General features: G+C 59.6%; 13 protein-coding genes. 11 read left to right on the forward strand and 2 right to left on the reverse strand.

Annotated elements, in window-relative coordinates:
* Positions 1 to 63: 63 nt before the first annotated feature.
* Positions 64 to 1731 carry an ABC transporter substrate-binding protein gene (locus tag ACTIEN_RS12785; RefSeq protein WP_439523529.1) on the reverse strand — a complete coding sequence of 556 codons (1668 nt, stop codon included), beginning with the start codon at positions 1729 to 1731 and terminating at the stop codon, positions 64 to 66.
* Between the two features lie 214 nt (positions 1732 to 1945).
* Complete coding sequence (gene miaA / locus ACTIEN_RS12790) at positions 1946 to 2842, reverse strand: tRNA (adenosine(37)-N6)-dimethylallyltransferase MiaA (protein ID WP_439523530.1); 897 nt, start codon at positions 2840 to 2842, stop codon at positions 1946 to 1948.
* Between the two features lie 130 nt (positions 2843 to 2972).
* Here miaA and pyrH point away from each other — a divergent pair, with 130 nt between their 5' ends.
* The 11 genes from pyrH (at position 2973) to lpxA (ending at position 13065) form a co-directional block, all read left to right on the forward strand.
* A complete protein-coding gene (gene pyrH / locus ACTIEN_RS12795; protein WP_439523531.1) occupies positions 2973 to 3740 on the forward strand; it encodes a UMP kinase in 768 nt (255 codons plus the stop codon).
* 114 nt (positions 3741 to 3854) lie between these two features.
* Positions 3855 to 4418 (forward strand): ribosome recycling factor, encoded by a 564-nt coding sequence (gene frr / locus ACTIEN_RS12800; protein WP_439523532.1) that lies wholly within the window; start codon positions 3855 to 3857, stop codon positions 4416 to 4418.
* A 27-nt stretch (positions 4419 to 4445) separates the two neighbouring features.
* The gene (gene uppS, locus ACTIEN_RS12805; protein ID WP_439523533.1) at positions 4446 to 5177 is read left to right on the forward strand and encodes a polyprenyl diphosphate synthase; all 732 of its coding nucleotides are present in this window, start codon (positions 4446 to 4448) and stop codon (positions 5175 to 5177) included.
* Entirely contained in the window at positions 5174 to 5962 is a 789-nt protein-coding gene (locus ACTIEN_RS12810) for a phosphatidate cytidylyltransferase (protein WP_439523534.1), read from the forward strand. Before uppS ends, ACTIEN_RS12810 begins: the two co-directional genes overlap by 4 nt.
* A complete protein-coding gene (gene dxr / locus ACTIEN_RS12815; RefSeq protein ID WP_439523535.1) occupies positions 5959 to 7131 on the forward strand; it encodes a 1-deoxy-D-xylulose-5-phosphate reductoisomerase in 1173 nt (390 codons plus the stop codon). The genes ACTIEN_RS12810 and dxr overlap by 4 nt, the downstream gene beginning before the upstream one ends.
* A gap of 3 nt (positions 7132 to 7134) precedes the next feature.
* Positions 7135 to 8478, forward strand: coding sequence for an RIP metalloprotease RseP (gene rseP / locus ACTIEN_RS12820; protein WP_439523536.1), 1344 nt, complete (start codon positions 7135 to 7137; stop codon positions 8476 to 8478).
* Positions 8479 to 8588: 110 nt separating this feature from the next.
* Positions 8589 to 8747 (forward strand): hypothetical protein, encoded by a 159-nt coding sequence (locus ACTIEN_RS12825; protein ID WP_439523537.1) that lies wholly within the window; start codon positions 8589 to 8591, stop codon positions 8745 to 8747.
* Positions 8748 to 8831: 84 nt separating this feature from the next.
* Positions 8832 to 11174 (forward strand): outer membrane protein assembly factor BamA, encoded by a 2343-nt coding sequence (bamA, locus tag ACTIEN_RS12830; protein WP_439523538.1) that lies wholly within the window; start codon positions 8832 to 8834, stop codon positions 11172 to 11174.
* On the forward strand, positions 11175 to 11759 hold the full coding sequence (locus tag ACTIEN_RS12835) for an OmpH family outer membrane protein (RefSeq protein WP_439523539.1): 585 nt from the start codon (positions 11175 to 11177) through the stop codon (positions 11757 to 11759).
* Between the two features lie 62 nt (positions 11760 to 11821).
* The gene (gene fabZ / locus ACTIEN_RS12840; RefSeq protein WP_439523540.1) at positions 11822 to 12283 is read left to right on the forward strand and encodes a 3-hydroxyacyl-ACP dehydratase FabZ; all 462 of its coding nucleotides are present in this window, start codon (positions 11822 to 11824) and stop codon (positions 12281 to 12283) included.
* On the forward strand, positions 12247 to 13065 hold the full coding sequence (lpxA, locus tag ACTIEN_RS12845; RefSeq protein ID WP_439523541.1) for an acyl-ACP--UDP-N-acetylglucosamine O-acyltransferase: 819 nt from the start codon (positions 12247 to 12249) through the stop codon (positions 13063 to 13065). Before fabZ ends, lpxA begins: the two co-directional genes overlap by 37 nt.
* Position 13066 lies beyond the last annotated feature (1 nt).

The raw sequence follows: 13066 nt of genomic DNA on the forward strand, positions 1-13066 counted from the left end.
GCGTGGGGTCTCAGCAGCGACCCGCCCCCCTGGTGTGCAGGAGGGCGGAGCCAGAGTCTGGGATCAGGCTGCGAACCCGAACTTGTAGAGGTGGAACTCGTGCGACGGGTGCTTCTCTGCGTTCACCACGGTGCCGTTGTGGTGGTTGTAGAGAGACCGCCAGAACGGCTGGATCATCACGCCATCGTCGCGCAGCGTCTGTTCGACCTTGGCCATCACCTCGCGCCGGGTATCGCCATCTGCGATGGACAGGGCGTCTGCCATCAGAGCGTCGAACTCGGGGTTGGCATAGCCGCTTTCGTTCCAGGCTTCGCCGGTCCGATAGGCCAGCGACAGAACCTGCACTTCAAGCGGACGGTGGTTCCAGGTGGTCGCGCTGAACGGGAACTTGGTCCAGTCGTTCCAGAAGGTCGAACCGGGCAGGACCGTGTGCTTGATGTTCACACCCGCATCCGCGATCTGGGCGCGGACGGACGCGCCGGTGTTGCGCTCCCAATCGTCGTCCAGCGTGATCAACTCGTGTTCGTAATCGGCGAAATCGGTCCCGTCGAGCATCGCCTTGCCCGCTGCGGGGTCGAACGGTGCCGGACCGATATCCGCATAGGCAGGGTGGATCGGGCAGACATGGTGGTTCTCGGCAACCTGGCCGCGCCCGTTGTAGCCCAGCTCGAGGCAGACCGCGTTGTCGACCATCATCGCCAATGCCACCCGCACGTTGCGGTCGGCGTAAGGCACGACGCCATCGACTTCGGTCTGCTGGTTGAAGCGGTGCACCAAGGTGGCGGCAGTAACGGTTTCCGTCTTGGCCCAGCCAATGGCATCCAGAATGTCGATGAAATCGCCGACCGATTCATAAAGAAGATCGACTTCACCCGATTCAGCCGCCGCCAGCCACGACGCGGGGTCGGTGCCGTAGTCGATGAATTCGATCTGGTCGAGGTAAGGTCCGCCAAGAACCTCGGTACCCCACCAGGTGTGGTCGGGCGCGCGTTCGATCACCGCTTTTACACCCACTTCGATGGAAACCGGGCGGAACGGGCCGGTGCCGATACCGTGCTCGTAGACATCGCCGCCATCGTAGCTGGCATGGACAATTGCTGACGGGTAGTCCGACATGTTGGCGATGATCGCGATGTCCGGGGCCGACAGGTTCAGACGAACGGTCAGATCATCGACCACTTCGATGGCACCGTCGCGCGCCTGACTTGTGTCGGCGTCGATCAGGCCCCCCATGCGGGCGGACATGGAGTTGCCTTCCATCGCTGCATCGCACCAGCCGGCGATGTTGCGCGCCACGTCTTCTGCGGTAAAGGCGTCGCCATTGTTCCAGGTGACACCGGGACGCACGTTGAGCGTATAGGTCTTGGCGTCGTCGCTGACCTCCCAGCTTTCAAGCAGCATTCCACGGAACGTCCCGTCACGCTGATACTCCACGAGGTATTCCAGGAACCCGCGCGACTGGTTGCCGATTTCGGACCAGTCATAGGCACGGGGGTCTTTCATCGCCTTGACCAACGTCTGGATGCGGAGTGTTCCCCCATCCTGAATGTTGGCCGTCTGCGCCAATGCGGGCTGGGCCATGCCGATCATGCCGTAGGCTGCGGCTGCGGTCACACCCAATCCGGTGGCGCGCGTCAGGAATTCACGGCGGTCCATAAGACCTTCCTGGTATTCCTTGGCATAAAGCGCGGCCGCTGGATGCACTTCTTGGGTCTGAGTGGTGTGCGTCATCTGTTTCTCCCTGTGACACGATTGTTTTTGTCAACGTGTCTATTGTGGCCCCTCTTCGGGGTCCGACACGAGCATTGTAATGTCTTTGGCATTGCGCCTGATCGGGGACCAATCGTCAACGTTCAGTTTAGACCTTTTGAGGTCTGAATGCGACACATTCCTTGCCTCAAAGCGACATAGACCAACAATCGCACCAGGGTGGTCACCTCCGTCGCTAGAATTCCTGCGCGTTGAAGCTCTGCCAGGTCGACATTCGCGACCGGAACCAGGTGCGCTGTCGCTTGGCAAATTGCCGTGTGAGGACAGTGGAGCGGCCCCGCGCGTCTTCAAGTGTCAGGGTGCCGTCGATCACGGCCATCAACTCGGCCGCTCCGATGGCTTTTGACGATGGCAAGTTCGGCGACCACGTCGGACGGTTGGCCTTCGCTTCCTCGAATGCGCCGGTCTCGAGCATCCTGTCAAAGCGGGCTTCAATCCGCGGCGTCAACCAGTCCTTTTCCGCCTCAATCACAAGGGCGTTTGCCATTGGCACTGGCAGTCGGGGCGGGGCGGTGTCGTCCTGCCAACTGGCAAGGCCCCGGCCTGTGGTCGTCAAGACCTCCCAGGCGCGCTGAACCCGCATGGGGTTGGCAAGGTCAATCCGCGACCGGGTCTCTTCGTCCAGTTCGCCGATCATCCCCTCGTGCCCGTCTTCTGCGATCCGATACATGGCGTGCTTTCGGATGTCGTCCGGCGTGGCCGGGATTTGCGCCAGTCCTTCTGTCAGGGCGCTGAAGTAAAGACCCGTCCCGCCGACGATAATCGGGCGTGGCCCCGTCGCCAGATACGGCTCGAGATCCCGCAACCAGTCTCCGACGGAATACGGCACGTCGCCCGGTACATGACCATAAAGCGCATGCCGCGCGCGCGCTTCATCTTCGGGTGACGGGCGCGCAGTCAGCACACGCCAGTTGGAATAGACCTGAATGGCGTCGGCATTGACCACGATCCCGCCCTGTGACTCCGCGATCCGCAGCGCCAGTTCGGATTTGCCACTTGCCGTCGGGCCCGCGATCAGAACGGGTCTGGCGGGATCAAGCGCCGCAATCAGCTGTGAAATGCCCTGTGCCACGCCAAATGTTCCCCTGAACCTTGCTCTTATATCGATCTGTTTACGAAACAGGGGGACTTCGCCTTGCCCCGGTGCCGGTTTTCCGACACTTTGCGCGCAAGTTTAGACTCTCGATCAAACGGAGCGCAATATGGCGGTCAGCACCACCCCAAATCCGAAATACCAACGCGTCATGCTCAAGATATCGGGGGAAGCGCTTATGGGAGACCAGGGGTTCGGGCTGCATCCGCCGACCGTGCAACGCATCGCGCAGGAAGTCCGCTCGGTTCACGATCTGGGCGTCGAGATTTGCATGGTGATCGGGGGCGGCAACGTGTTCCGTGGTCTTCAGGGCAGCGCGCAAGGCATGGAGCGCACGACCGCCGACTACATGGGAATGTTGGCCACAGTGCTGAACGCGCTGGCCATGCAATCGGCTTTGGAAGAGCAGGGGGTCTTCACCCGCGTGATTTCCGCCATTCGCATGGACGAGGTTGCCGAGCCCTATATCCGACGCCGGGCTGTGCGCCACCTTGAGAAAAAGCGCGTCTGCGTCTTTGCAGGCGGCACTGGAAACCCGTATTTCACCACCGATACCGCCGCCGCCCTGCGCGCCAACGAGATGAACTGCGAGGCGATCCTGATGGGCAAGAACGGGGTCGATGGCATCTATGACAAGGATCCGAAAACCCATTCGGATGCAAAGCGTTACGACTCTGTGACCTATGACGAAGTCCTGCAAAAGAACCTGAAAGTCATGGATGCTTCGGCCATCGCGCTGGCGCGTGACAACAACCTGCCGATCATCGTGTTCCCCCTTGATGAACCGGGTGGCTTCCGTGGTATCCTTGCCGGTGAAGGCACCTATACCAAGGTGCATGGCGGACCCTACAAGCCCAATGCCGACTCCGCAGCCTGACCAATCCGTCACAGATCAATCACAGCAGGCAGTCAAGCGGCGCAAGGTGCTATACTTTTGACCACTCGTCGCATAGAACGCCAGTAAAGCACAAAAACCGCTCTTGAGGGCTCTATGGCAGACGACTTTCTACTCGACACTGATGATCTCACGCGCCGCATGGATGGCGCGATGGCCAACCTGCGGACGGAATTTGCATCGTTGCGCACGGGCCGTGCCAGCGCGTCCATGCTGGAACCGATTATGGTGGACGCTTATGGCAGCATGACTCCGATCAACCAGGTCGGCACCGTGAACGTGCCTGAATCGCGCATGGTGACCATCAACGTCTGGGACAAGGGTCTTGTCGGCAAGGTCGAGAAAGCCATCCGCGAAAGCGGTCTGGGCATCAATCCGCAGTTGAATGGCACGATCATCATGCTGCCGATCCCGGAACTCAACGAAGAACGCCGCCGCGAGCTGGGCAAGGTTGCCGGGCAATATGCCGAGCATGCCCGCGTGTCCATTCGCAACATCCGCCGCGATGGCATGGACCAGATCAAGAAAGCCAAGTCAGACGGCCTGTCCGAGGATGACCAGAAATTCTGGGAAACCGAAGTCCAGGATCTGACCGATGGTTATATCAAGAAAATCGACGCCGCTTTGGAGACAAAGCAGGAAGAGATCATGCAGGTCTGAGGCCTGAACAGGAAGGACCTCGGCACGATGGCGCAGCCACAGCCCAAAGCGATAGACGATGGACCACGTCATGTGGCCATTATCATGGACGGAAATGGCCGTTGGGCCACCCAGCGGGGACGGCCACGTCTTTTCGGGCATCAGGCAGGCGCGCGCCGCGTGCGTGAAATCGTCGAAGCGTGCCCGGACCTTGGGGTCGACTACCTTACTGTGTTCGCCTTCTCCACCGAGAACTGGAAGCGCACACAGTCCGAAGTCGCCGGTCTCATGAGCCTGTTCCGCCGCTACATCACGCGCGAAGCCAAGGCGCTCAAGGCCAACGACGTCTGTGTCCGGTTCATCGGGGACCGGGTCCGCCTGGACAGGAAACTGGTCGGGATGATGGACGAACTTGAAGCTCTGACCGCCAATTGCACATCCGTGAACCTGACCATTGCCATCAACTATGGTGGTCGCGACGAAGTGGCCCGCGCCACAAAACGTCTTGCATGGGATGTGGCGGCAGGCAAACTTGATCCTGCGGCAGTGGATGAAGAAACGCTGCCAAAGTACTTGGATACTTACTTTTTGCCAGATCCTGATCTTGTAATCCGCACAAGCGGAGAAGCGCGGATTTCAAACTTCCTTCTCTGGCAATCGGCCTATGCCGAATACGAATTCATCGACACGCTCTGGCCCGACTTTACGGCTGCAGAGTTCCGGTCGGTTGTGGATGGCTTTGGAACCCGCGACCGCAGGTTCGGAGCCGTTGTGGCATGACGCCCAGCAAGTGGGACGACCTTGCCCCGCGGCTGATCTCGGCCGTGGCTATGGTTGGCATTGGCGCGCTTGGCGTCTGGCTTGGCGGGTTGTGGTTCCACGGTCTGATCGCCATCGTGGTTGGTCTGATGGTATGGGAACTCGTGACCATGCTCGACACCGCGCGCAGCAAATCGCCGCTGATCCTTGGCGTTGTGGCCGCTTTGGTGTCGATGATCGCAGTTGAAATTCCGGCATCTTTTGCCCTGCCGTTGCTGTTGGCGCCGTCCATGCTTGGTCTTGGACGGATGGAGCGGGGCGGCGTGACATATGCCGTGTTCACCGCGTTCATTCTGTTGGCAGGCTACGGGTTGATGTCCCTGCGCGACGATTTCGGCCTGACCTGGATGGTCTGGCTCTTGCTGGTGGTTGTTGTCACCGACATCGCAGGCTATTTTGCCGGCCGTCTTATCGGCGGCCCCAAGCTTTGGCCGCGTGTCAGCCCCAAGAAAACATGGTCAGGCGCTGTGGCGGGGTGGGTCGGATCGGCCATTGTCGCGGTCCTGTTTGCCAGCACGACGCCCGCCGGAATTGGTCTGATCGGGGTCAGCATCGCGGTCAGCATGGCCAGCCAGATCGGCGATATCGCAGAAAGCGCCATCAAACGCCGAGTCGGCGTCAAGGACAGCTCGCGGCTCATTCCGGGGCATGGCGGGTTGCTGGATCGTTTTGACGGAATGCTGGGGGCGGCCCTGTTCATCGTCATTGCCGGTCAGATCATCGGATTCCCGCCGGGGGCGCAATGAGGCGCATCACGATATTCGGGGCCACAGGTTCAATCGGACAGAACACGCTTGATCTGATTGGTCGGGATCGGGACGCCTACAAGGTTGTTGCCTTGAGCGGCGACCAGAATATCAGACAACTTGCCGCGGATGCCATCCGCTTTGACGCCGAAATCGCGATCACCGCGGATCTGGATCGGTTGGACGATCTGCGCACCGCATTGTCCGGCACGGGAATCGAGGCCGCTGCCGGTCCTGCCGCGCTCGTCGAGGCGGCCAGCCGTCCGGCCGATTGGGTCATGTCTTCCATCGTTGGCTCTGCCGGTCTTGCGCCGGGGCTTCGCGCGCTTGAGCAGGGGGCAAGCCTTGCCTTGGCCAACAAGGAAAGCATGGTCTGTGCCGGGCCGCTGATGCTGTCCACTGCCAAACGGTTCGGTGCACGGATCCTGCCAGTGGACAGCGAACATTCCGCCGTGTTCCAAGCCCTGATCGGAGAAGATCTGAGCGCGGTGGAGCGGGTGATCATCACCGCGTCCGGCGGCGCCTTCCGCGATTGGCCGCTGGAAGACTTGGCCGGGGCGACACCCGAACAGGCTGCCCAGCATCCGAATTGGGACATGGGTCAACGCATCACCATCGACAGCGCAACGATGTTTAACAAGGCGCTGGAGCTTATTGAGACCAAAGAGTTTTTCCAGATTGATCCAACGCGTATCGAAGCCGTGGTGCATCCCGAATCCATGATTCACGCCCTGGTCGGGTTCAACGACGGCGCGCTGATGGCCCATGTCGGACCAGCGGATATGCGCCACGCCATCGGCTTTGCGCTACACTACCCGGATCGCAAGGCGCTGCCGGTGGAACGGCTTGACCTTGTGGCACTTGGACAGCTGACCTTCCGTCCCGCTGACGAAACCCGCTGGCCCGCGCTCAGACTGGCCCGAGAGGTGATGGCGGCAGGGGGATTGTCCGGCGCCGTCTTCAACGCCGCAAAGGAACGCGCGCTTGACGGGTTCATCGCGAAACGGATCGGATTTCAGCAGATCGCCGTAGTTGTGGAAGAGGTTTTGTCCAGAGTTTCGGCTCAACCTAGTCACATTGATGCCGACATTACCCTTGATAACGTGGTCGATGCAGACCATCTCGCTCGGGTAAGGGCAGACGAAATTATAAATGAACTAGAGGGTTGAACCTTGGATATAGCAGCGCTGCTGCCGCAGTTTGGTAGTGTGATTTGGACCCTCCTGGCATTTGTGATCGCGTTGTCGATCATTGTCGCAATTCATGAATATGGCCATTACATCGTCGGCCGCTGGTCCGGGATTGATGCCGATGTCTTTTCGCTTGGCTTTGGTCCGGTTCTCTACTCAAGGGTGGATAAACGCGGGACAAAATGGCAATTCGCCCTGTTGCCACTTGGCGGTTATGTAAAATTCAAGGGTGACGGTAATGCCTCCGGCGGCAAGGATGATGCGGCCATGACTGGGCTGTCCGAAACCGAACGCAGGCGCACGATGAACGGCGCGCCGCTTTGGGCCCGCGCTGCAACGGTTGCCGCAGGCCCGATCTTCAATTTTGCACTTTCCATCCTGATCTTTACCGGCGTCTTCATGCTGCGCGGCGAAGTGACGGAACCGGTTCAGGTGGGCGAGTTGCGCGCAGTTCCGGCCCAGAACGAATTGCAGGTCGGTGACCAACTGGTTTCCATCGAAGGTGTCGATCTTCCCCCATTCGGCGAATCCGGGGCGTTCCAGACATTCCTCGAAGACCTGCCCGAGCAGGAGCATCTGGATTACACCGTGCTGCGCAACGGCGAAGAACGGGTGGTGCAGGGGCCGTATGTCTATCCACCCGTCGCAACCCAGATCATTCCACTTTCCGCCGCCGACGATGCGGGATTTCGCGCGGGCGACATCATCATCTCGGTTGATGGAACGATGATCTATGCGTTCGACCAGCTGCGCATGGCTGTCGAAGGGTCGGAGGGGGCGACGCTTGATCTTGAGGTGTGGCGCGACGGCGAAAGCCGCATACTCGAACTCACCCCCCGGCGCACGGACGAACCGCAGCCGGATGGCACGTTCAAAGCTGCCTATCGCATTGGAATCGTGGGTGGGATGTTCTTTGAACCCGCAACGGCCTATACTGGGCCGATCAGCGCTTTCGTGTCTGGTGTTGAACAGACGGGCAGCATCATCAGAGGGTCCCTGTCGGGTCTGTGGTACATGATCACCGGGGCCATCAGCACCTGTAACCTGTCAGGCCCCATTGGAATCGCCGAAACCTCCGGGTCCATGGCGTCGCAGGGAACAGCCAGTTTTATCTGGTTCATCGCCGTACTTAGCACGGCAGTGGGATTGCTGAACCTGTTTCCCATTCCGGTGCTGGATGGCGGACATCTGGTGTTTCACGCCTACGAGGCCGTGACAGGCCGCCCTCCCAGCGACAAGGCGCTGCGCGTGTTGATGGCGATTGGCCTGACGATGCTGCTGTCCTTGATGCTGTTCGCACTGTCCAACGACTTGTTTTGCCCCTGATTTTTTAATCTCTGGAGGGGCGATTTCACAGAATCGTCCCATTTTCTGCCTGATTGCTGACATAATTCGCCTGCAGTTTCGAACTTGGAACAACGTATCTGAGGTGTCCCATGCAAACGATTCAACACGGCTACCGGTCGTTCAGCCTTCTGATCTCAATCAATTGGGATCGGATGATCTATGTGTTTGCAATCGTGGCATCGTTGTTTCTCGGGGCGTTTCTGGGCTCCCTGATGATTGAGGCAATGACACACCCTGTGTGGTATTGAACAAAACCGCCTCTGCGCTTTTGACAAGTAACGGCAATCTCGGTACTCACGTTCTCAAAAGAATGTCTGAGTAGGTTGCCAACAATGACACATAAAACAGGCGGGCAGGTGACGCGACAAGCAGCGCGGAAATCCTCATTTCGTCCACTCCTTATTGCTGCTTCCGTTGCCCTGAGCGTCGGATTCATCGTTTCGCCGGATATGGCGCAGGCGCAGGATTTCCGATTCAACGCGATCACGGTTGAAGGCAACCAGCGGATCGAGGCGGGAACGATTGCCAGTTACCTCGGGGTCGCGCGCGGCGAATCCGTCTCTGCCGCCGAATTGAATGACGGCTATCAGCGGGTTCTTGCCTCTGGCCTTTTCGAAACTGTCGAAATCGAACCCCGCGGCAACACGCTTGTCGTGCGTGTGGTCGAATATCCGACGGTCAACCGCATCACCTTCGAAGGCAATGCCCGCATCGATGATGAAACGCTGTCCAGCATCGTCCAGTCTGAGTCGCGCCGCGTGTTCAGCCCTTCGACCGCCGAAGCAGACGCCGCCCGCCTTACCGAAGCCTATTCCCAACAAGGCCGGATCGCCGCCCGTGTGCAACCAAAGGTCATTCGCCGCTCCGACAACCGCGTCGATCTGGTGTTCGAGGTTTTCGAAGGCGGCGTGTCCGAGATCGAACGCATCGGCTTTGCCGGCAACCAGGTGTTCAGCGATGGCCGCCTGCGCCGCGTTCTGGAAACCAAGCAGGCGGGCATTTTCCGCGCGCTGGTTCAAAGCGACACATTCATCGACGACCGCATCGAATTCGACCGCCAGGTGTTGCGCGACTTCTACCAGTCGCGCGGATATGTCGATTTCCGCACAACTGGCGTCAATGCCGAACTGAGCGAAGAACGCGACGCGTATTTCATCACCTTCAACGTCGAGGAAGGCCAGCAATTCAAATTCGGCGACGTGACGGTCTCGTCTGATCTGGCCGAGGTCGATCCGGATGTGTTTCAGGATGCACTGCGACTGCGGGCAGGTCGGGTCTATTCGCCGACATCCGTGGAAACCGAAATTGCCCGGCTTGAACGTCTGGCGATCCGCGAAGGGCTGAATTTTGTGCGGGTCGAACCCCGCGTGACTCGAAATGACCGCGATCTGACGCTGGATGTGGAATTCCTGCTGACGCGCGGCGAACGGGTGTTTGTGGAGCGCATCGACATCGAAGGCAACACAACCACTCTGGACCGCGTTGTGCGCCGCCAGTTCCGTGTCGTCGAAGGGGATCCGTTCAACCCGCGCGAAATCCGCGAAAGCGCCGAACGTGTCCGGGCACTTGGCTTCTTTGGCGATGCGCAGGTCGAAGCGCGCGAAGGCTCAACACCGCAGCAGGTCATCATTGACGTCGACGTGGACGAACAACCCACAGGATCGCTGAGCTTTGGTGGGTCCTATTCGATCAGCAGTGGTTTCGGCGCGGCCATCACATTCCGTGAACGCAACTTCCTTGGCCGGGGCCAGCAATTGTCACTTGGTGTGACTACAGGTGTGGATTCGTCGAATTACAGCTTCAGCTTTACCGAACCGGCCTTTCTGGGCCGCGATGTCGCGTTCAGTTTCAGCCTGAATTACCTCGAAACCGACAACGCATCGGCTGAATATGACACCGTCATCGGCAACTTCTCGACCGGGTTTACCTTCCCGGTCTCCGAAAACGGACGTCTGGGCGTGCGCTACGGTGCCAAGTACTCCGAGATCACGAACCTGGCTCCTGAAGTCGGGTCCATCATTTCCGCCGAAGCCGCCCGTGGCGAGGTTTGGGACAGCTTTGTCGGCTATCGCTACAGCTATGACACCCGTCGCACCGGCCTCAACCCGAACGCAGGTGTTCTGCTTGAATTCGGTCAGGACTTCGCGGGATTGGGCGGCGACAGCACCTATGTCGAATCCACGCTGCGTGCCGTGGCACAGACCCGCGTTTACAATGACGAAGTCACCTTGCGGGCGACGTTTCAGGCAGGTGCGCTCAGCTATTCGGACGGGTCGTCGCGTGTGACCGACCGTTTCTCCCTTGGCACAAACCTGATGCGCGGCTTTGAAGGCGGCGGTATCGGCCCACGCGAAGTTGGACCGGGCGACGTGAACGATCCGCTGGGCGGCAATTACTTTGCCGTGGCGCGGTTCGAAGCGGAATTCCCGCTGCCTCTGCCCGAAGAATACGGCATCTCGGGTGGCGTGTTCTACGACGTGGGCAGCCTTTGGGGCCTCGAAGAGACCAACGCGAACGTGCTCTACGAAGATTTCACGGCGCGCCATGTGATCGGTGTGTCGGTGTTCTGGACCACACCGCTTGGTCCGTTGCGGTTCAACTTCAGTGAAGCGTTGAGCAAGGAAAAGTTCGACAATGATCAAAGCTTCGATCTGACGATTTCCACGCAGTTCTAAATGTCCCGCAGTTTGCGCACATGGACAGGGGCGCTTTTCGGAGCGCTTCTGTGGCTTTCGCCCGCGGCCAATGCCCAACAGGATGGCGGGCTGTCGAATCTGGGTGTCGTCCAAAGTCTGATCCTCACCGTTGCCCCGGAAGCACTTTATGCCCAAAGCGATTTCGGTCAGCGCATCGCGCGTGAAATTGAAGCTGAGAGCGTTGAAATCGCTGCGGAAAATCGACGGATCGAGGCCGAACTGACGGCTGAAGAAAGAGATCTGACCGAACTGCGCAGTACGCTGGATCAGGCGGATTTCCGGGCGCGGGCCGAGGCCTTCGACGAAAAGGTTCAGCGTCTGCGCCGCGAACAGGACGAAAAGGCGCGCGCCGTCGGTCAGCGCAACGAAGAAGCCAGACGTGCCCTGTTGACAGCCGCACAGCCCGTTCTGTTCCAATTGATGGTGGAAAGCGGCGCAGTGGCGGTTCTGGACCGCCGTGTGGTCCTTCTCAGCGTGGATTCTGTGGACATCACCGAACAGGCAATCCAGCGGGTCAATTCCGAATTTGGCGAAGGGGCAGAGATCCTGCCGCTGCGTCCCTGAAACCTTGCCCCGGTGCATCGGGGTTGATACTCACAGCGCACGAAATTCAAAGGGACGCCTCCATGAGCGACACGCTTCTTCGCGCCGACATCCAGTTGATCCAACGTATCCTGCCGCATCGCTATCCCTTCCTTCTGGTGGACCGCGTCGAAGAGATTGACGGCACGCAATCCGCTCTTGGCATCAAGAACGTGACGATGAACGAGCCGCATTTCCAGGGGCATTTTCCCGGCACACCGATCATGCCCGGCGTCACCATCATCGAAGCGATGGCGCAGACCGCCGCCGTGATGGTGGGCACCGCGCTTGATCTGGCTGACAAGGAAATGCTGATCTATTTCATGGCCATCGACAAATGCAAATTCCGCCGCAAGGTGATCCCCGGCGACCAGCTTCAGATGCGCCTGACAACGCTGCGCGGCAAGCCGGGTGGCAAGGTCTGGAAATTCGGCGGGGTGGCAACGGTGGATGGTGACATGGCGGCGGAATGCGAATTCTCGGCCATGATGGACCTGCCGGCGTGACATCCGACATTCATCCCAGCGCAGTGATCGAAAACGGCGCGCAGATCGGGGATGGCTGCGTCATCGGCCCGTTCTGCCATATCGGCCCCGAGGTCACCTTGGGCGACAACGTCATTGTGAAAAGCCATGTGGTGATCACCGGCCAGACCATGATCGGCGATGCGACAGAAATCTATTCCTTCGCGGTGATCGGAGAAATCCCGCAAGACCTCAAGTTCGACGGCGAAAAGACCAGCCTCATCGTGGGCGCGCGCAATCGTATCCGTGAACATGTAACCATGAACACCGGGACAAAGGGTGGAGGCGGCATCACGCGGGTGGGCGACGACAACCTGTTCATGGCGGGATGCCATGTGGCGCATGATGTGCAGATCGCCAATCGGGTGATCGTGGTCAACAGCGCCGCTCTGGCCGGGCATTGCATCATTGAGGACGACGTGATCATCGGCGGCCTGTCCGGCGTTCACCAGTTCGTCCGCATCGGACGCGGTGCCATCATCGGCGCAGTGACCATGGTCACAAATGACGTGATTCCCTATGGCCTCGTGCAGGCAGATCGCGGGCGTCTGGATGGGCTGAACCTTGTCGGTTTGAAGCGCAAGGGCGTAAGCCGCTCTGACATCACCGCGCTGCGGGCCGCGTTTCAGATGCTGGCACAGGGTGACGGCGCGTTTCAGGAACGAGCCCGGCGACTGGGTGAGGAAACCGACAGCGACTATGTGCAGCACATCGTTGATTTCATCCTGGGCGACACGGGACGGTCGTTCCTGACGCCGGGCTAGA

Origin of the sequence: Marivita sp. (assembly GCF_051859345.1) — a bacterium.
GTDB lineage: Bacteria > Pseudomonadota > Alphaproteobacteria > Rhodobacterales > Rhodobacteraceae > Marivita.

Bases quoted from the DNA above. Each gene is read 5' to 3' on its own strand.
- uppS (WP_439523533.1), top strand. From the start codon at position 4,446: ATGGCGCAGCCACAGCCCAAAGCGATAGACGATGGACCACGTCATGTG.
- dxr (WP_439523535.1), top strand. From the start codon at position 5,959: ATGAGGCGCATCACGATATTCGGGGCCACAGGTTCAATCGGACAGAAC.
- lpxA (WP_439523541.1), top strand. From the start codon at position 12,247: ATGCGAATTCTCGGCCATGATGGACCTGCCGGCGTGACATCCGACATT.
- ACTIEN_RS12785 (WP_439523529.1), bottom strand. From the start codon at position 1,731: ATGACGCACACCACTCAGACCCAAGAAGTGCATCCAGCGGCCGCGCTT.
- pyrH (WP_439523531.1), top strand. From the start codon at position 2,973: ATGGCGGTCAGCACCACCCCAAATCCGAAATACCAACGCGTCATGCTC.
- frr (WP_439523532.1), top strand. From the start codon at position 3,855: ATGGCAGACGACTTTCTACTCGACACTGATGATCTCACGCGCCGCATG.
- fabZ (WP_439523540.1), top strand. From the start codon at position 11,822: ATGAGCGACACGCTTCTTCGCGCCGACATCCAGTTGATCCAACGTATC.
- ACTIEN_RS12825 (WP_439523537.1), top strand. From the start codon at position 8,589: ATGCAAACGATTCAACACGGCTACCGGTCGTTCAGCCTTCTGATCTCA.
- ACTIEN_RS12810 (WP_439523534.1), top strand. From the start codon at position 5,174: ATGACGCCCAGCAAGTGGGACGACCTTGCCCCGCGGCTGATCTCGGCC.
- bamA (WP_439523538.1), top strand. From the start codon at position 8,832: ATGACACATAAAACAGGCGGGCAGGTGACGCGACAAGCAGCGCGGAAA.
- ACTIEN_RS12835 (WP_439523539.1), top strand. From the start codon at position 11,175: ATGTCCCGCAGTTTGCGCACATGGACAGGGGCGCTTTTCGGAGCGCTT.